The sequence below is a fragment of the Vibrio sp. B1REV9 genome (assembly GCF_905175395.2).
Classification (GTDB): domain Bacteria; phylum Pseudomonadota; class Gammaproteobacteria; order Enterobacterales; family Vibrionaceae; genus Vibrio; species Vibrio alfacsensis.
On sequence record NZ_CAJIMW020000221.1, the window covers coordinates 227215 to 244253 of the forward strand.

Annotated in this window: 22 protein-coding genes and 2 pseudogenes; 4 read left to right on the forward strand and 20 right to left on the reverse strand. The window is 41.0% G+C overall.

Annotated elements, in window-relative coordinates:
* Window positions 1-175: 175 nt before the first annotated feature.
* The 3 genes from KHN78_RS01275 to KHN78_RS01290 form a co-directional block, all read right to left on the reverse strand.
* Entirely contained in the window at window positions 176-1138 is a 963-nt protein-coding gene (locus KHN78_RS01275; RefSeq protein ID WP_211919424.1) for a hypothetical protein, read from the reverse strand.
* Window positions 1139-1293: 155 nt separating this feature from the next.
* Complete coding sequence (locus tag KHN78_RS01280; RefSeq protein ID WP_211919426.1) at window positions 1294-2004, reverse strand: hypothetical protein; 711 nt, start codon at window positions 2002-2004, stop codon at window positions 1294-1296.
* A gap of 139 nt (window positions 2005-2143) precedes the next feature.
* Window positions 2144-2422, reverse strand: a complete 279-nt coding sequence (locus tag KHN78_RS01290; RefSeq protein WP_211919428.1) for a hypothetical protein — start codon at window positions 2420-2422, stop codon at window positions 2144-2146.
* A 276-nt stretch (window positions 2423-2698) separates the two neighbouring features.
* Between KHN78_RS01290 and KHN78_RS01300 the strand changes: the two genes are divergently transcribed.
* Entirely contained in the window at window positions 2699-3145 is a 447-nt protein-coding gene (locus KHN78_RS01300; protein WP_211919432.1) for a DUF417 family protein, read from the forward strand.
* 167 nt (window positions 3146-3312) lie between these two features.
* Here KHN78_RS01300 and KHN78_RS01305 read toward each other — a convergent pair whose 3' ends face one another.
* The 7 genes and pseudogenes from KHN78_RS01305 to KHN78_RS21925 form a co-directional block, all read right to left on the reverse strand.
* Window positions 3313-3744, reverse strand: coding sequence for an NUDIX hydrolase (locus KHN78_RS01305; RefSeq protein WP_211919434.1), 432 nt, complete (start codon window positions 3742-3744; stop codon window positions 3313-3315).
* Between the two features lie 135 nt (window positions 3745-3879).
* The gene (locus KHN78_RS01315) at window positions 3880-4335 is read right to left on the reverse strand and encodes an NUDIX domain-containing protein (protein WP_211919435.1); all 456 of its coding nucleotides are present in this window, start codon (window positions 4333-4335) and stop codon (window positions 3880-3882) included.
* Window positions 4336-4494: 159 nt separating this feature from the next.
* Window positions 4495-5313 carry a DUF2971 domain-containing protein gene (locus KHN78_RS01320; protein ID WP_223917767.1) on the reverse strand — a complete coding sequence of 273 codons (819 nt, stop codon included), beginning with the start codon at window positions 5311-5313 and terminating at the stop codon, window positions 4495-4497.
* A 68-nt stretch (window positions 5314-5381) separates the two neighbouring features.
* Window positions 5382-5966, reverse strand: a complete 585-nt coding sequence (locus KHN78_RS01325; protein ID WP_211919440.1) for a HEPN domain-containing protein — start codon at window positions 5964-5966, stop codon at window positions 5382-5384.
* A gap of 144 nt (window positions 5967-6110) precedes the next feature.
* Window positions 6111-6875: a hypothetical protein gene (locus KHN78_RS01335; protein WP_211919441.1), complete on the reverse strand. Its 765-nt coding sequence runs from the start codon at window positions 6873-6875 to the stop codon at window positions 6111-6113.
* A gap of 123 nt (window positions 6876-6998) precedes the next feature.
* On the reverse strand, window positions 6999-7286 hold the full coding sequence (locus tag KHN78_RS01340; protein ID WP_211919443.1) for a hypothetical protein: 288 nt from the start codon (window positions 7284-7286) through the stop codon (window positions 6999-7001).
* A gap of 143 nt (window positions 7287-7429) precedes the next feature.
* Window positions 7430-7890 (reverse strand): annotated as a pseudogene (locus KHN78_RS21925) (N-acetyltransferase family protein).
* A 717-nt stretch (window positions 7891-8607) separates the two neighbouring features.
* Between KHN78_RS21925 and KHN78_RS01370 the strand changes: the two are divergent.
* On the forward strand, window positions 8608-8910 hold the full coding sequence (locus KHN78_RS01370; protein WP_211919445.1) for a hypothetical protein: 303 nt from the start codon (window positions 8608-8610) through the stop codon (window positions 8908-8910).
* A 435-nt stretch (window positions 8911-9345) separates the two neighbouring features.
* Here KHN78_RS01370 and KHN78_RS01375 read toward each other — a convergent pair whose 3' ends face one another.
* The 3 genes from KHN78_RS01375 to KHN78_RS01390 all read right to left on the reverse strand — a co-directional run bounded on the left by KHN78_RS01375 (window position 9346) and on the right by KHN78_RS01390 (window position 10639).
* A complete protein-coding gene (locus KHN78_RS01375; protein WP_211919981.1) occupies window positions 9346-9510 on the reverse strand; it encodes a hypothetical protein in 165 nt (54 codons plus the stop codon).
* A gap of 339 nt (window positions 9511-9849) precedes the next feature.
* The gene (locus KHN78_RS21930; protein ID WP_211919982.1) at window positions 9850-10080 is read right to left on the reverse strand and encodes a hypothetical protein; all 231 of its coding nucleotides are present in this window, start codon (window positions 10078-10080) and stop codon (window positions 9850-9852) included.
* 280 nt (window positions 10081-10360) lie between these two features.
* On the reverse strand, window positions 10361-10639 hold the full coding sequence (locus KHN78_RS01390) for a hypothetical protein (RefSeq protein WP_223917753.1): 279 nt from the start codon (window positions 10637-10639) through the stop codon (window positions 10361-10363).
* Window positions 10640-10934: 295 nt separating this feature from the next.
* On the opposite strand from KHN78_RS01390, the pseudogene KHN78_RS21935 reads away from it, so the two are divergent.
* A pseudogene (locus KHN78_RS21935) lies at window positions 10935-11238 on the forward strand (hypothetical protein).
* Between the two features lie 825 nt (window positions 11239-12063).
* Here KHN78_RS21935 and KHN78_RS01410 read toward each other — a convergent pair.
* Window positions 12064-12552, reverse strand: a complete 489-nt coding sequence (locus KHN78_RS01410; protein WP_053441821.1) for a GNAT family N-acetyltransferase — start codon at window positions 12550-12552, stop codon at window positions 12064-12066.
* A gap of 236 nt (window positions 12553-12788) precedes the next feature.
* Here KHN78_RS01410 and KHN78_RS01415 point away from each other — a divergent pair, with 236 nt between their 5' ends.
* A complete protein-coding gene (locus KHN78_RS01415) occupies window positions 12789-13757 on the forward strand; it encodes an IS30-like element ISVa6 family transposase (protein ID WP_211919448.1) in 969 nt (322 codons plus the stop codon).
* A gap of 25 nt (window positions 13758-13782) precedes the next feature.
* Here the strand turns inward: KHN78_RS01415 and KHN78_RS01420 are convergent, their stop codons facing one another.
* From KHN78_RS01420 to KHN78_RS01460, 6 genes are all read right to left on the reverse strand, one after another.
* Entirely contained in the window at window positions 13783-14400 is a 618-nt protein-coding gene (locus KHN78_RS01420; protein ID WP_211919450.1) for a hypothetical protein, read from the reverse strand.
* Between the two features lie 163 nt (window positions 14401-14563).
* On the reverse strand, window positions 14564-14851 hold the full coding sequence (locus KHN78_RS01430; RefSeq protein ID WP_005445239.1) for a type II toxin-antitoxin system RelE/ParE family toxin: 288 nt from the start codon (window positions 14849-14851) through the stop codon (window positions 14564-14566).
* Window positions 14848-15129 (reverse strand): type II toxin-antitoxin system Phd/YefM family antitoxin, encoded by a 282-nt coding sequence (locus KHN78_RS01435; protein WP_000086647.1) that lies wholly within the window; start codon window positions 15127-15129, stop codon window positions 14848-14850. The genes KHN78_RS01430 and KHN78_RS01435 overlap by 4 nt, the downstream gene beginning before the upstream one ends.
* Window positions 15130-15382: 253 nt before the next feature.
* The gene (locus KHN78_RS01440) at window positions 15383-15661 is read right to left on the reverse strand and encodes a hypothetical protein (protein WP_025573065.1); all 279 of its coding nucleotides are present in this window, start codon (window positions 15659-15661) and stop codon (window positions 15383-15385) included.
* A 144-nt stretch (window positions 15662-15805) separates the two neighbouring features.
* Window positions 15806-16252 carry a hypothetical protein gene (locus KHN78_RS01450; protein ID WP_211919454.1) on the reverse strand — a complete coding sequence of 149 codons (447 nt, stop codon included), beginning with the start codon at window positions 16250-16252 and terminating at the stop codon, window positions 15806-15808.
* 145 nt (window positions 16253-16397) lie between these two features.
* Window positions 16398-16823, reverse strand: coding sequence for a hypothetical protein (locus KHN78_RS01460; RefSeq protein WP_038888887.1), 426 nt, complete (start codon window positions 16821-16823; stop codon window positions 16398-16400).
* Between the last annotated feature and the right edge of the window lie 216 nt (window positions 16824-17039).

A 17039-nucleotide genomic window follows, 5' to 3' on the forward strand; every position in this document is an offset into this window, starting at 1 on the left:
AGCGCCAAAACAGATGAACACCAAAGCTTATGATCTTTGATGTCAAACCCGTACTAACGCCGCGTTAAGTAGTGAGCAACGCTTACCACCGAACCTAAGCCATTGCACCATAAACACAAAACCCAACGATGGAATGAAAAATGCCATGCGTTGGGAATCTGTCTTAAACGCTTTGTTAGGCATCCAGACGCACTGTGTATTGTATGATATCAAACTCTTGTCTTAAGATTTCTTCTAGAAAGTAGAATCGATCTTGAATTGACAATTCATCAGATAGGTAGGATTCAAGGTTATTCGGTAGCTTCTTGAAGATAACCCCGATTTCTACTAGATAATTAGATACCATACTTCTAAATTTACGAGATCGCCAATTTAGACCAAACAATTCAGGTAGGTGCTGAATAACTTCTAAGCTTCCGTCCATTGGCATCTGATTAAAACCAGCCTCCAATCGACTTGCTCTTTCAAGAACTGAAGATACAAAATCAGCAAGGTTATATTGCGGGCTTTCAACAAACTCAACATCACTATGAAAAGCAACATTCTTTATTGCTCTATCATAAGTATAATGATGGCTAGGTTCCTTATCTTTAACTTCTCGATGTGGGATAACTACAATTGAGTCTTTGAAAGTTCGAACAGCCTTTAGTGGATAACCCATCCTATACACCCTATCGCGAATTTTTAACTGTCTATATTCCCAAGGAAGATCCACCTCACGCTGTTTTAAGGCTGTCAGGTCCCTTTTTTTATAGAACAGCGGAGCAACATATGCAGCAGAACTGCACTGGGATAGCTTCCACATTGCATTGTGTTGCTCATACATTTGAGTATGCCGATCTCTATGTAACTTAAAAGCTAAAAAACCAGAGTTTAACGGTTCTCCGAACACCTTTTGTCTGTCTTTACTTAATTTTCCACTATAAGCTGGGGTATAAAATTGTGAACGCTTAAATTGGACATAAAATGGAACAATTGCAGTTAAAACGCCATCATAACCGAGCCCTCTTTCTTGATCTTGTGAGATACGTGAAATCTCTATAAATTTTTTATTATGGGCATATGCTGAACGAGATATCATCGTTTCTACCGCCGAAATGTAGTCTTCTTCAATAAAATCAGCATCAATTACTGTCATTTAAAACATACTCCAATATTTCATTATGCCTAACGCCGCGTTAAGTAGTGAGCAACGCTACCCCTACCTAAACCATTGTGCCGTAAACACTAAATTCAAAGCAAACCGAAAATGCCGAGCGTTGCGAATCTGTCTTAAACGCTTTGTTATGTGTATTACCCAAAGCTTTCCAAAATATTATTTTCTAGTTCTTTCTTTTTCATCAGAGTCTTGTGGTTACGAGTTTTAAACCTAATACCAAAAGAGATAAAGTGATGAAAAATAATGAGATGACTTCTATTTTTTGACCAGATGACACACTCATCCTCTGCGACAACCCATGATTTTGAGTTGGATTCTAGGTCTTTGATGGGATTGCTTAAAAACTTACTCTCATAATTCTGAGCGAAACTTGAATGAACCTGTTTATTGAAGAAGCGAATATGCATGACGTCTCGCTTTTCATTGAAGACTCGTTGATGCTTTAGAAAATATAGACCCTTGCCAAAGAACGTTGCGTAGTCGATCAGCTCTTGACCATAAACAGGCATTTTTGCTTCAACGTGTTCACCCACCTCTACCGCACTGTCATACATTTCCCAAAGACGATTCGGTACACGCTTACGTTTCGTGAAAGCACGAACTAGTGCTTTCACAGCTAGCTCACTATCACTGGATTGGCATCGGGCAATTAGACCAAATATTTCATCCAATGTACCTTTTTCAGAATTGCACTTACGACAAGCATAGAAATCACCCTCACCGTTGTTTCTCTTTCGCGTTAGAGCGGTATTGGGAACTAGGTGCTCAACAGAACGACTATTGTGCAAGTTCTCGCCTTTTACCATTGCAGTCGAGCAATAAGGACAAATACTGTTTACGATCAATTTGTTAGTTCCTCTATACACATAACGCTCTGTTAAGGGGTGAGCAACGCAATACCAAAGCCGCCGCATACCACCTTAAACACTAAAACCAACGCATAGTGAAAATGCCACGCGTTGCGAATCCCTCTTGAACAGTTTGTTAGGCGACATTTCTACGTTTAACTTCTTTCTCATACGAAGATTCGTTGTATAGCCAAATAGCCCAAAATGCGAAAAACATCCCGATCGTGTAAATTGAGTAATTAAGAGCATTATCCGATAAGAAAACCGTAATGCTTGCCGCATCAGAAGATGGATAAAGGAAAATAACATTAAAAATTATGTACAAAATGGCTGTGACGAAAGCTATTCTGAAAAGCCAATTTAAACATCCTTTCTTTCGCGATTTTTGCCAATTATCAAATGCTTTACCATTCATTAATCCACTCCTTTTCTGTTAACTGAAGCTAGATTCACGCCAAGATACTATCACTACTCTATCGTTTGTCTCATGTCGCCTAACGCCCTGTTAAGGTGTGAGCAACGCAATACCGAAGCCGCCGCATACCACGTTAATCACTAAAACCAACGCATGGTAAAAATGCCACGCGTTGCGAATCACTCTTAAACAGTTTGTTAGGTAACTGTTCTCAATGAAATTTTTTGATTACCACCTCGGTCTTCTTTTGCATGCTAACTATGAGGAATATAATTTATGCATGCTGTAGAAAATAAATCAAAAAATGACAACGTCGGGTACCTTATCGGTGTTTTGGGTGTTTCATTAGTTCTAGCTTGGATTGGTATCTACAAGTTCACACCTACTGAAGCGAAACTCATTCAATCACTAGTTGAAAATCATTTCGCCATGAGCTGGTTATATAACGTCATCTCCGTTCAAGCTGTATCCAACATTATTGGTGCAACCGAAATTGTTGTTGCTATTGGACTTATTGTTGGCATTAAAAATAACAAAATAGCCTACCTTTCGGGTATCGCGGCAGCACTTATTTTTGTCACGACATTAAGTTTTCTTCTTACTACCCCAAACACATGGAAAGTTTCTGACGGAGTATTAGTTACTAACTTCTTCTTAGTCAAAGACATTCTGTTTCTCGCAATATCTGTGAGCGTTATCGAACGAAACAAGCCTAGTAAGTGACAAATATTGAGCCGAAATAGAGCATATCTAAAGTAGGCTCCTGTTACCTAACGCCCAATTAAGGGGTGAGCAACGCTACCACCCAACCTAAAGCATTGTGCCATAAACACTAAACTTGAAGTAGAAGCAAAAATGCCAAGCGTTGGGAATCCCTCTTAAATTGTTTGTTATATGCACAGAATTTCGACTTGCTTAATGGCATCAAAGAATACTTTATGACACTTCAAATCGGGCTTACTTCCTAATTTATGCCAGAAGAAGTTAAACTCATGCCCACCGTCATCTTGAGTAAAGAAACTCCAGCTATTCGGTAGTTCTTGGTCTATTTCGCAAAGCACAAAATGCCACAAATGATTTTGAAAACCGCTTTCCCAGCAGCCGAGATAGTGAGTGCTCGATACACTGGATAGCCCTGATTCTTCTTCCAATTCTCTCAAAGCGGCACTTTCGATAGAAATATCCGACGGTTCTAGTGTACCTTTAACCAGCTGAACATCAGCTAATGGATGTTCAAACAATAGTAACTCACGATAGTTTCCTGATTTTCTGAACACTACGGGACAGACTTTAACTTCCCTTTTTCGGACTCTTTCTTCCACTGAACTCTCCCGTGCATATAACGCCCTGTTAAGGGGTGAGCAACGCAATACAAAAGCCGCCGCAAACCGCCTTAAACACCAAAACCAACGCATAGTAAAAATGCCACGCGTTGCGAATCCCTCTTGAACAGTTTGTTATGCCAATTTTTCCCGCTGTGCATAAGCATCATTGATCATTAAAAATGTATGGTGCATCCGCAATTTCGATTGAGCATACAAATCCCGTACTTCAGCTAACGAGAAGAACTTTGCTCGACCTATTTCATGGTTGAATTTCGGCAATATGACTTGGTCTTTAACTTCTGTGACCCAGACATGACGTAATACTAATTCACCATCATCAAAACGTCCTGCATAGGTATTTAAGTAATTCTCTAAAGCAACTTCTAAACCCGTTTCTTCTGCAATTTCCCTGACCGCTGCCTCTTGAGGAAACTCTGTAGATTCAACACTACCTGACGGTATATGCCATAGACCTTTCTTTGAGCCGGTTAGCTCTTGAACCAATAACACTTCATTGCGTTGATTAAAAATCACAGCTCCGGCAGCTTTTGCCGTAACTTCTATGTGATGCTGAATCCCATATTGCATCTAATTCTATCCTCATCCATGAGAAGTAAAATAAAAGTGGCATAACGCCCAATTAAGGTGTGAAGCACGCCACCACGACACTCAATTTGAACACCTTAATCACTAAACTTTACCCAAACCGAAAATGCCAAGCGTGCTGAATCACTCTTAAATTGTTTGTTATATTTTTACAAACTCTAAGCCGAATTTGTCAGGCAATTTTTGTGCTTGAAACCACAATAGATGAGACCACTCAGGTCCTGAAAGTAGCTTCCTTAACGTGGCTTTATCTCTTTCACTCATTCGTAAACCAAATGCAATTGAAACAACTGAGGATGGATGAAATTTATATGCGCCAAACTTCATTTTTACTAGACGAACCTCTTTCTCATAACTCCAATTAGTATACTTGATACCAATAGAAGAACTTAAGATATCACTGGCTATTGAATGGGGAGAATTCTGAAATGATGGTTCTGAGTGAGGGTGGGCTTCAAAATACTTAATCCGTTCTATCACGCCTTTATATGGCAAATCATCTTGATACTCTACACTCGCAGAATGCACAGGATGTATATCTTGCATCAAAGCGCATTCAGAAAAACCTATACAGAACCCTTTATGTTCGTCCGCATAATGTGCCCACATCAATTGGTTTTGACGTGTTTTACTAAAGGAACAAATACCAACCTCATCGAGACGTTCAGTAAGAAACTGACCAATTTTTTCTCGTTCTTTTTGTTCAACTTCATGATGACGCCAAATCGATTCCAACATTTCAGGCATCATCATTTGACATTCAAATGGATCATTCAACGTATCTGGCTTCGCAAACCATAGCTCTTGGTTGACAAGCAACTCTATTGACGATTTTGTGAACTCTCGATATTTAAATATAGATGTAGCTACAGCCAAGTTATTTACCCCAATAAAAATATAACGCCGCGTTAAGTGGTGAACAACGCTACCACCGTACTTAAAACATTGTGCCGTAACCACTAAAGCCAAGGCAAACCCAAAATGCCAAGCGTTGTGAATCCGTCTTAAACGCTTTGTTAAGTTCGTTGCTAATTGATATGACGTTCAACAGCTCTAATGATACCACGGACGATTATGCCTCTTAGATCTTCATATTGAAGAGAAACTCGAAGTTGGAGATCTGTTCCACGTCCTGACAAAACCGTTGGATAACGTTTGCATGCAAAGTCGAATCCCCAATAGTAGCCCTCATGAACTATATCGCATCGAATTTTATATAAAGCCTCGATAATATCAGCCAAATCATAATCACTTTCTTCAGGAGTAATTAAATGGATGCCTTTTGTTAAAATCTCTTTATCTTCTGGACTAACAAACACGTTAAAGAACTTTTTAACACTCTTGTTTGAATCACCTCGTAGGCTTTTACCTAAACTCAACTTATATACGTTCTCGCAGGCAATAATCAAAAACATAAGCTTTAGAGAGTCTCGACCACCTGCTACTGACTCCATTTCATTTGCTATCGATACTAGTCGCTTTCCCTGATGCATCATTATCTTGGCTTTGTGCGAATCTGATTGCGGTCTTAAAGACTCACACTTCAAAATAAATCGATTTCGTTCTTTTTCGGATTCAAAGTACTCTTTATAAAAATGTATCCACTGCTCCATATTTCTCTCCGAGAACTTAACGCCCGCTTAAGTGGTGAGCAACGCAATGCGACGTTTCCGCAAACCACCGTAATCACCAATATCAACGCATGGTAAAAATGCCACGCGTTGCGAATCCGCCTTAAAGCGTTTGTTATAAGTAATTTATGTCTCCAGCTTTAAAACTGCGTCTTGGATGCTTTGCAAAGCATTTTCCGTATATTTGACTAAATTACGTAGTTCTGAGACTACTGGCTTTCCAGACAATGGCTGATCTTTACCAAAGAGCACAGAAAAGGAAACTGATTGTGAATCGAAGCTAAAATCGGTTACACCACCTCCCATCCGAGCAATATTAAGAACTCCATCGGGTCCTATGTCTGCTACAAGTTTTCCAATAGTCAAACCACCCATTTTTATATTTGTAATTTCAGCTTTTGAAGGACAGAAAATGGGTATTAGAATAATATGCTTGTCAGTAATATTTAGGTCATGGATCACATGTAGCAAACTATCCTCATTTCCATCTTTATATGGACGTAGAGTGGTGGCTATAACCTCTGCAATATCGGGGCGACTAACCAGTATACCTTTACCTTTCGTCAAGCCTGAAACGAGTTCGTTACGAGTTTTTACGATCTTAATTTGTGTTTTGGGCGTAAGAGAAATGCCAGCGATATCTCTGATTAGTTCACAGTACGCAATATCTAATGAAGACCTCAAATTGTGCACTGCATCTCCGATAATCAATGGTATATCTGATGGCGGTTCTTTGGTTTGAGCCAACCTTAATAAGTAATCACCACTTTTCTCATCTTTCTCGACCCATAGTTCGCAAAAATTTGAAGCGACATAAGTGTTACATAAATCATGTAGATCATTTATATGCTTTTTAGCTCTTTCAATTTTAAGTCTGGCTGACTCAAACATACATTTCGCTCTCCGTCGTTTCCATTACTTATAACGCTTGCCATAAACGGCGAGCGTTTTTTGCGAGTCCAGCCCCCGAAGGGGGCGATGTTTGATGGCTTTGTTATAAGGCACTAAAAAACTCTATGTCAGGCCGTTGATTTCTTTTGCACGATCGTAACAAGCACCACATAGTAAAGTGACTCCAGCAAATGCTTCAGACTCATCATTCCATTCGCCTCCAGTGCTTGTAACTTTATCCTCACACTCGCTACACCAAGAATCAGGGCGAGTATCACCAGGCTCTGGTTCCGCAGACCAGAACCCACGCGGTTGACCATCTCTTAGGGTTTGTATGATGTGCTGGCAGACAAACGTTGCTTGCTGTTTTCCGTGAGAACAACATTCAACATATTTCATTTCGTCACTCATAACTATCGTGCCTTATAACGCCCTGTTAAGGGGTGAGCAACGCAATGCCGATGCCGTCGCATACCGCCTTAAACACTAAAACCAACGCATAGTAAAAATGCCACGCGTTGCGAATCCCTCTTGAACAGTTTGTTATGTGCGTGCTAATTGAGGTACTTTTGCCAATGTTGCTGCCCTTTCAAAACTACTCTGTAATCTTCGTAGTCCAATGAACTGTAAAGCTTTTTAGCTGAAACATTATCATCACCGACCTCTAATGTGATTTTGAGGTAATCATTATCACGACAATACTGTTCGATACCATTCAGTTGTGCCTTGCCAACACCTTTACCACGAAAGTTGTCCAACACCATAAAGTCATGAATATTCATCACTCTTTGCGCACGATAAGTGGTGAGAACGATTCAAAGCAAACCGCAAAACCAGCAGGCTTATTGTCGACAAAACTGATAAATCCGTGGAAATAAGGCAACGCAAATAGCTGAGCAATTACTGAGAGGTCTAGTTCAACTGAGAATCCAGATAGATACTCTCTAAACAAAGTCTCGAATATACTCTTGTCCTCAATGCTTTCTGTTTCGATAAGCCTGATTGTGATTTCCATATTCATTTCCACCAAAGCACATAACGCTCTGTTAAGGGGTGAGCAACGCAATACTGAAGCCGCCGCATACCACCTTAAACACTAAAAACCAACGCATAGTGCAAATGCCACGCGTTGCGAATCCCTCTTGAACAGTTTGTTAACTGAGCGCCTTTCAGTTTTCGCCGATCTTTCAGCCACTTTCGCCAAAGCTCGTTTTGCTAATTAATGATTAGCAAAGCTAACTCAAATATGTATTTAACCAAAAAATTACCGTTTATCTTTAGTTTGAAATGCGTCTCACAACACCATACTTCGGCGATGTAAGTGCGCCGAACTAATCGCGAATGCCTTATATTATTAGAAGGCTTTGTGCCGCCTTTCACATCAGTAAACTTAAGTATCAAACTGAAATTAGTCGCATTAGCTCAGCTAAGGAAACCGACCGAACACGCTAAATCTCTGAACCTAGAAACTGTATCATTGTGCTTTCGTATTTTCTGCGCCAGTTAACGCCCTGCTAAGGGGTGAGCAACGCAATACCGATGCCGCTGCATACCACCTTAATCACTAAAATCAACGCATAGTAAAAATGCCACGCGTTGCGAATCCCTCTTGAGCAGTTTGTTAGTCGCGAGGCACCAAGCGACAATTTTAAGCCGAACCAAACTTTGCGAACAACAAACTTTATGTGCTTTGATGCACTTTAGTCAGGCGTAGTCTCCAAGCGGCTATTCAATGAAACCACTTGGAACAAACAACGCCGCAGAAAACGAACTGACAACACCAAAAAGCGCTTTTGGAAAGCCAATCTCACAATGCGGACTTTCAACAAAGTCACTGAAACCACGTGGAACTTACCACACCAGAGAAAACGTCATTTCAGCGAGTAAATCTGCTTTTGTAACAACAAATTCAACGAGCGGAGTTGCAACCAAAAACAAACTCTCGATTGCCTTGCTCTGTCAGCACCAAAGAACAAAACAATCGCTAGGACACTTGCAAAATTTTGGACTCAAAACAGCTAAAACTAAGTTCTAAGGATCGACGATGAATCTGTGTTCCAAACAAACTGCTGCTAAATTTTAAGCTCAGAAACATGATTTTGATTGCTAGCTTTTTCTGGCGACTAACGCCCTGCTAAGGGGTGAGCAACGCAATACAAAAGCCGCCGCATACCACCTTAATCACTTAAACCAACGCATAGTAAAAATGCCACGCGTTGCGAATCCCTCTTGAGCAGTTTGTTAGTTTGCAAACCCAAAGCGTTGATTTTACGTCATTTTAAACTTTGCAAACAACAAACTTTATGTGTTTTTATGCACTTAAGTCAGGCGTAGTCTCAAAGCGGCTACTCAATGAAACCACGTGGAACAAACAACGCCGCAGAAAACGAACTAACAACACCAAAAAGCGCTTTTGGAAAACCGATCTCACAATGCCGACTTTCAACAAAGCCACTGAAACCACATGAACTTACCACACCAGAGAAAACGCCATTTCAGCGAGTAAATCGTCTTTTGTACCAACAAACTCAACGAGCAGAGTTTCAGCAAAAAAGTTCGACTCAGTTAACCCCAAAACCACCGCTCCAAAGAACAAATCAACTGTGAAACGATGCCAATTTTGAATTTTCACCACGCCAGTTAACACTGAAATTGAACGCCGATACGACAATTTCAACTTTAAGCTTTCACCACTAGATCTTGCGATATAGCTGCGTTTTTCCTCTTGCAAACCTGTTGCTTGACCAAGGTTGCCAATTCATCATCGCAATATCAGCAAGTTTGAGCATAGGGATGTCTTCGTGGGGTATCACCTAAATTCAACGCATAGTAAAAATGCCACGCGTTGCGAATCCCTCTTGAGCAGTTTGTTAGTTTGCAAACCCAAGACGTTGATTTTACGTAATTTTAAACTTTGCAAACAACAAACTTTATGTGTTTTGATGCACTTAAGTCAGGCGTAGTCTCAAAGCGGCTACTCAATGAAACCACGGGGAACAAACAACGCCGCAGAAAACGAACTAACGACACCAAAAAGCGCTTTTGGAAAACCAATCTCACAATGCGGACTTCCAACAAAACCACTGAAACCACGTGGAACTTGCCACACCAAAGAAAGCGTCATTTCAGCGAATAGATCGGCTTTTATACCAACAAGCTCAACGAGCAGAGTTTCAGCAAAAAAATTCGACTCAGTTAACCCCAAAAAGTCACCGCACCAAAGAATAAATCAACCGTTGAAACGATGCCAATTTTGGATTTTCACCACGCTAGTTAACACTAAAATTGAAAGCCAATACGACAACTTAAACTTTGAGCTTTTACCACTAGATCTTGCGATATAGCTGCGTTTTTCCTCTTGCAAACTAACGCCGTATTAAGTGGTGAGCAACGCCTACCACCCGACCTAAAACATTGTTCCGTAAACACTAATTTCAAAGCAAACCGAAAATACCAAGCGTTGGGAATCCGTCTTAAATACCTTGTTATTCGACATTTCTTCGCTGTAGCTCGACCTTAAACTTACTTTCTCTATGTAACCAAATACCCCAGTTAACGAAAAACATTAAACATGGAAAGATAGAGTATTCTACGACATTGGCTTTTACGTACATTAACACGCTTTCTGCATCTGATGACGGGTAGTTAATCAAGATGTTAAACACTATAAAAGCAACTGCCATTACCGCAGTACTTTTTAAAGCCCAGACGAGAAAACCCTGCTTTCTAACCTTGCTCCAGTGCGAAAAATACTTATCATTCATACACATTCCCTAATCTAAGCCAATCTTCCTAATATTCTGTATGTAGTTCACTTTGCCAATGTCGCAATAACGCCCTGCTAAGGGGTGAGCAACGCAATACCGAAGCCGCTGCATACCACCTTAATCACTAAATTCAACGCATAGTAAAAATGCCACGCGTTGCGAATCCCTCTTGAGCAGTTTGTTAGTCGCGAGGCACCGAGCGACAATTTTAAGCCAAACTAAACTTTGCGAACAATAAACTTTATGTGCTTTGATGCACTTAAGTCAGGCGTAGTCTCAAAGCGGCTATTCAATGAAACCACTTGGAACAGCCAACGCCGCAGAAAACAGACTGACAACACCAAAAAAGCGCTTTGGGAAAACCAATCTCACAGTGCGGACTTTCAACAAAGTCACTGAAACCACGTGGAACTTACCACACCAGAGAAAACGTCATTTCAGCGAGTAAATCGGCTTTTGTACCAACAAACTCACCGAGCGGAGTTGCAAGCAAAAATAGACTCTCGATTGCCCTGCACTGTCAGCACCAAAGAACAAAACAACCGCTAGGACATTTACAAAACTTTGGACTTGAAACAGTTGAAACTGAGCTTTGAGCATCGCCGACACACCTGCATATCAAACGATCATCAGCCAAATCTTAAGCTTAGAAAAGTGATTTTGACTGCTAGCTTTTTCTGGCGACTAACGCCCTGCTAAGGGGTGAGCAACGCAATACAAAAGCCGCCGAAAACCACCTTAATCACTTAAACCAACGCATAGTAAAAATGCCACGCGTTGCGAATCCCTCTTGAGCAGTTTGTTAGTCGCGAGGCACCGAGCGACAATTTTAAGCCGAACTAAACTTTGCGAACAACAAACTTTATGTGCTTCGGTGCATTTAAGTCAGGCGTAGTCTCAAAGCGGCTACTCAATGAAACCACTTGGAACAAACAACGCTGCAGAAAACGGACTGACAACACCAAAAAGCGCTTTTGGAAAGCCAATCTCACAGTGCGGACTTTCAGCAAAGTCACTGAAACCATGTGGAACTTACCACACCAAAGAAAACGTCCTTTCAGCTAGTAAATGAGCTTTTAAACCAACAAACTCACCGAGCAGATTTGCAACCGAAAACAGATTTTCGATTGCCCCGCTCTATCACCACCAAAGAACGAAACAACCGCTTGGAAAATAGCAATGCATTGATTTAGAACCGATGAAACTGAGCTTTGACCGTCGAAGATGGAACTATGAATCAAAAAGCCAGTAGCCAAGTTTTGAGCTTAGAAACATGATTTTGATTGCTAGCTTTTTCTGGCGACTAACGCCCTGTTAAGGGGTGAGCAACGCAATACCGAAGCCGCCGCAAACCACCTTAAACACCAAAACCAACGCATAGTGAAAATGCCACGCGTTGCGAATCACTCTTAAACAGTTTGTTATACGATGCCTCTCAGCAAGCGCTGAAACTGACCGTTTTTAGCTTTGAAGCCCAGTTTGTTAAACAAAGCTTGAGACCTAAAGTTACCCTCATCAATATCGGCATACAATTTTTCAATACCCAAAGATTTAGCATGAGAGAATAATAAACTAAGAGCTTCCGACATATACCCTTGTCGCCAGTACGATGAATTTAGTAAGCACCCGACCTCACAGGAATCACCGCTATCACTAAAGCTATGTAAGCCGCAGGTTCCAATAACTTTGCTTGTCGCTTGCTCCATAACCGCCCATTCCAACGATTCACCTGATTTCTCTAGTCGGACGACGCTTTCTAGCATCTGAACTACCATATCTTCCGATGTGAAAACTGGGTCTGAAGCAAATTCCATTGTTTGAATGTCACCATAAATTTCAAACAAATCATCAGAATCATTCGTTTGAATTGACCTCAAAACAATTCTACTTCCGTGTAAATCAGGCTTCATTTTTCTCCTTAGTCGTATAACGCCGCGTTAAGTAGTGAGCAACGCTACCACTAAACCCGACCATACCACCGTAAACATAAAACCCAACGATGGAATAGGAAATGCCATGCGTTGGGAATCTGTCTTAAACGCTTTGTTATACCACTTGGATTCAAGTACGAAGTGCGACACCTCTGAACATAAAAACAGTGAGATGCGATAATCATGAAGTTTGCTCCCGCCAAGAAGTAAAAAACATGAAATACACGCACCTCACTGAGAACGAAAGGTATATGATTTCTGCGCTCAGAAAGCAAGGAATTAGTACCGCTAAAATAGCTAAACAACTGGGGCGTCACAAAGCCACTATCTATCGAGAAATTGAACGCAACTCCCGATACAACAGACACTTTAAAAGGTACTCCTATCAGGCATGGAGAGCCCAACAAATGGCTCGCAACCGGCTGAGCCAATCGCGGAGAAATAAGCGTTACAGCGAAATCGACTTCAGGTTACCTGAGGCCTTGCTACGACTGGATTGGAGCCCTGACCAAATCGTCGGATACCTAAGGGTAAGAGGCTATCCAACAATGAGTCACGAGCTCATTTATCAGCATATTTGGAACGACAAAACTCTCGGTGGAACCCTATGGAAACACCTACGCCAATCAACTAAGAAAAGGCGTAAAAGGTATAACTCAAAAGACAGCCGAGGTCGGCTGGCAGCAAAGCGTCATATTACCGAAAGACCTGCAAAAGCTGAGCATCGAAAAGAGCCTGGTCACTGGGAAATTGATACCGTCGTTGGCCGCGGAACCAAGCACTGTATCGTGACTTTAGTCGACAGAATGACTGGCTACACTTTTATTGGGCAAATGGACAATAGAACAAGCGAGTCGCTAAACGTAAGAATGAGCAAAATCATGACCCGCTCTGACTTACCTTTTAAGACGATAACTGCGGATAACGGCACTGAATTTCATGGTTATGCACAATTAGAAAAACATCATAACTGTCTGTTTTACTTTGCAAATCCATACCACTCATGGGAGCGAGGTACTAATGAAAACACCAATGGCTTGATACGACAATACTTACCAAAACGAACTTCTATGTCTCACGTAACACAGAAGCTCTGCAATGAAATTGCACACAAATTAAATACGCGCCCACGCAAAAGGCTTGGGTATAGGACACCAACGGAGTATATTCATGCGCATCTGTAGAAAGTGTCGCACTTCAAACTTGATACTAAGCCACTATTGGCTTTATCCAAGCATAACTGCCGGATACAACAAACTTGCCATTATTGTTAGTTTTGTTTTCCCTAAACTCTATGTTTCTCCATTCAAATTTTGCACTAACGCCTTGCAATGGAAGGTTCTCTACTAACAAATCGTTCTCTGGTTCAATTACATGATTATGGGCAGTGATGTAATTTATGTAATTGGTATAGTTTCCAGGATTCAAAAAAGACTCAATATTGGAAGCCATTAGAAAGACGCAATAGTTGTGTGATTTCTGATCATGTAAATATCTTAGCCTAGCTAAATCACGGTAAATTGATTTTCTTGTTTCCTTTCTATCAGGAGTTCCTTGAGGAAGTTTAAATTCTACAGCGACTTTATAGTTAGTTGATGTATAAAAAAATAGATCTAAGTACTTACTTTTCCCAGACAATTCTTCATAACATTGCTGCTCAAAATCAACCACTAATTTATTACCTACGATTTTTAGTATCTCCATAGCAAATAGAAACACTAAACTCTTCTCGCTTGACAGTGGGTAGTCTTTATCCTCAACGCGTTCCCGACAAGCCCCCCAAGCTTTATCTATAATAGTTTGAACATTATCTTCATTAATTTCCAAAATGAACTCTCGAACTTTAATTAACTAGTGGTATAACGCCCTGTTAAGGGGTGAGCAACGCAATACCGATGCCGCCGCATGCCACCTTAAACACTAAGACCAACGCATAGTAAAAATGCCCCGCGTTGCGAATCACTCTTAAACAGTTTGTTATAACACAGTTTTACACGTCATCTTCCGATAAAATTTGACGACAATTACGAACTGTTAGTACGCGGATTTCGTGACTTAAACTGTAGATAATACGATAGTGACCAAAGATGATTTCGCGATAGTTCGTGTGGGGCATTTCAGGAACAAACCGCCCCATTTCAGGCATACTTCCAAGTAGTTCAGTTTTATCAAAAACTTCGTTTACCCACCTCTCTGCTGCAGGTGGATTATCCAAAGAAATAAACTCCGCTGCATCACCTAGTTTCTGAAGTGCTAATGGAGACCAGACTACTTTCATTTTTTAATGCGCCCAAGTACTTGAGCACGCGCATCATCATTGGAAACACCGAGACCAGAAGCTAACTGAGCTTCTGCTGTGCGCATTTCTTCCAGTAATTCGATTTTCTCTTGCATTGCTTCATACTCAGCAACATCGAGAACAACAGCAACACCTTTGCCACGTTGCGTAATAACCAATGGGCGACGAGTCTCATTGATTTGTTTGATGTATGAAGCTACACCGGCACGAAACTCAGACAAAGGCTGAATATCTTGATCGAAATGAATACGACTCATATTGAACTCCAGTTAGTACAAAATAACGTACAGATAATAGTTCAACTGACCCTTTTGAGCAAGAAGTTGATTCTGTGTTATAACGCCGCGTTAAGTGGTGAGCAACGCTACCACCTTACCTAAAATATTGTGCCGTAAACACTAAATACGAATCAAACCGAAAATGCCAAGCGTTGGGAATCCGTCTTAAACGCTTTGTTATATGCTTGTACCCAAAGCCTGAAAGTCCCTTAATGAGCAACCAAAGTAAGGACTACAAGCTGTATAGCCTTTTGCGATCTTTACGGTAACATTTAAAAGCCAATACCCAGAATGAAACCAATGCAAACAACGCTACCTTATCGTATCTATGCAATAGCTTCCCAACTATGGCATCTTCCAAAGGTTTCATTACTCCTTGGAACTCAATTTCAGCGATGTAGTATTTGCCAACCAATAAAATTACGAAGTGAAAAACGACACCAAGAATCAGTGCTAATTGAGTGCGTTTTGATAATGAAAGCACATATAGAAATTCATATACAAAGTTCATTTTTTACTTCCTATCTGTATTGGCATATAACGCCCTGCTAAGGGGTGAGCAACGCAATACCGAAACCACCGCAAACCACCTTAATCACTAAAATCAACGCATAGTGAAAATGCCACGCGTTGCGAATCCCTCTTGAGCAGTTTGTTAGGCATTTGCCTGAGTGAGCCTCGACCATTCTTGCTTTGTACCCACTGCAAACAAACTACCTATTAACAAACAGATACCTGAACTTGTCAGCCAAAAAGTTAAGGTATTATCTGGAAAGCTTGGCATTAGTACTGGGAATGAAAATGCTCTGAGGATAAAAACACTTGTTATCACTACTAAAATGGAACGCGTAAATGGAAGTTTCTTTATTACGCCCGCCCCAGCTAACGCAAAAATACCCCAAAAACACAAAATTGCTGCTATTGTGAGCGTGACCAGTGTAGGGTACCAAAGCCCTTGCTCCGCCATTTGTGCCATCGCTTCTCCGGCCCCAAACATTCGATACCAGTCAGATCCAAACACAATACATCCCAAATGAGCTAATGCTGCCAAAAAGCAACACGCTGAAGATGCTATGAGGTATTTGTTCTCTCGACGATTCATCCATCCTCCTTGATGCCTAACGCCCTGTTAAGGTGTGAGCAACGCAATACCGATGCCGCCGCATGCCACCATAAACACTAAACACAACGCATAGCAAAAATGCCACGCGTTGCGAATCACTCTTAAACAGTTTGTTATAAGCAATTTATCCCGCGATTAACCTTATACCCTCAGCTATCACGTCTTTTACAAGATCCATCACCACAGACTTGGAGCACTCACCCGAGAAATCAGCCAACTGATCACCAATTGTATTACCAGAAAGTGAACTAGGCATACGATTCAACGCTGCTAGCCCCATCGGGGTTAATACAACATTTTGGAATACAGCAAAGCCCTCTTTTTTCACACCTTTGATATAACCAGTGTCTAATAACCATTGAATCGTACATTCTGCTATATGTTGCTGTTCACCATGACCGTCGATATTTGCGAAAGGATTCTCGGTGTGTTTTCTTTCAACCTCTAATGCGATGATACCGGAGTATAGCTCGATCGGGACGGGAAAAGACTCATAGCATTTGCCAAAGACGCTAGCGACCCCAAGATTGAACAAATCTATATTCTTCATACTTTCCTATTGCTTATAACGCCCTGTTAAGGGGTGAGCAACGCAATACCGAAGCCGCCGCATACCACCTTAATCACTTAAACCAACGCACAATAAAAATGCCACGCGTTGCGAATCCCTCTTGAACAGTTTGTTAGCAATATAAATTTAACGCCTTGCGACTACAGTCACGTCTGTTGATAGAAAAAGGTAGTTAAACCTTAGGTGATTGACTAC

Excerpts from the sequence above, each read along its gene's own strand:
- KHN78_RS01300 (WP_211919432.1), top strand. The coding sequence starts at position 2,699 with ATGCATGCTGTAGAAAATAAATCAAAAAATGACAACGTCGGGTACCTT.
- KHN78_RS01415 (WP_211919448.1), top strand. The coding sequence starts at position 12,789 with ATGAAATACACGCACCTCACTGAGAACGAAAGGTATATGATTTCTGCG.
- KHN78_RS01460 (WP_038888887.1), bottom strand. The coding sequence starts at position 16,823 with ATGAAGAATATAGATTTGTTCAATCTTGGGGTCGCTAGCGTCTTTGGC.
- KHN78_RS01275 (WP_211919424.1), bottom strand. The coding sequence starts at position 1,138 with ATGACAGTAATTGATGCTGATTTTATTGAAGAAGACTACATTTCGGCG.
- KHN78_RS01290 (WP_211919428.1), bottom strand. The coding sequence starts at position 2,422 with ATGAATGGTAAAGCATTTGATAATTGGCAAAAATCGCGAAAGAAAGGA.
- KHN78_RS01440 (WP_025573065.1), bottom strand. The coding sequence starts at position 15,661 with ATGAACTTTGTATATGAATTTCTATATGTGCTTTCATTATCAAAACGC.
- KHN78_RS01450 (WP_211919454.1), bottom strand. The coding sequence starts at position 16,252 with ATGAATCGTCGAGAGAACAAATACCTCATAGCATCTTCAGCGTGTTGC.
- KHN78_RS01340 (WP_211919443.1), bottom strand. The coding sequence starts at position 7,286 with ATGAGTGACGAAATGAAATATGTTGAATGTTGTTCTCACGGAAAACAG.
- KHN78_RS01390 (WP_223917753.1), bottom strand. The coding sequence starts at position 10,639 with ATGAATGATAAGTATTTTTCGCACTGGAGCAAGGTTAGAAAGCAGGGT.
- KHN78_RS01315 (WP_211919435.1), bottom strand. The coding sequence starts at position 4,335 with ATGCAATATGGGATTCAGCATCACATAGAAGTTACGGCAAAAGCTGCC.
- KHN78_RS01335 (WP_211919441.1), bottom strand. The coding sequence starts at position 6,875 with ATGTTTGAGTCAGCCAGACTTAAAATTGAAAGAGCTAAAAAGCATATA.
- KHN78_RS01410 (WP_053441821.1), bottom strand. The coding sequence starts at position 12,552 with ATGAAGCCTGATTTACACGGAAGTAGAATTGTTTTGAGGTCAATTCAA.
- KHN78_RS01325 (WP_211919440.1), bottom strand. The coding sequence starts at position 5,966 with ATGGAGCAGTGGATACATTTTTATAAAGAGTACTTTGAATCCGAAAAA.
- KHN78_RS01370 (WP_211919445.1), top strand. The coding sequence starts at position 8,608 with ATGAAACCACTTGGAACAAACAACGCCGCAGAAAACGAACTGACAACA.
- KHN78_RS01435 (WP_000086647.1), bottom strand. The coding sequence starts at position 15,129 with ATGAGTCGTATTCATTTCGATCAAGATATTCAGCCTTTGTCTGAGTTT.
- KHN78_RS01430 (WP_005445239.1), bottom strand. The coding sequence starts at position 14,851 with ATGAAAGTAGTCTGGTCTCCATTAGCACTTCAGAAACTAGGTGATGCA.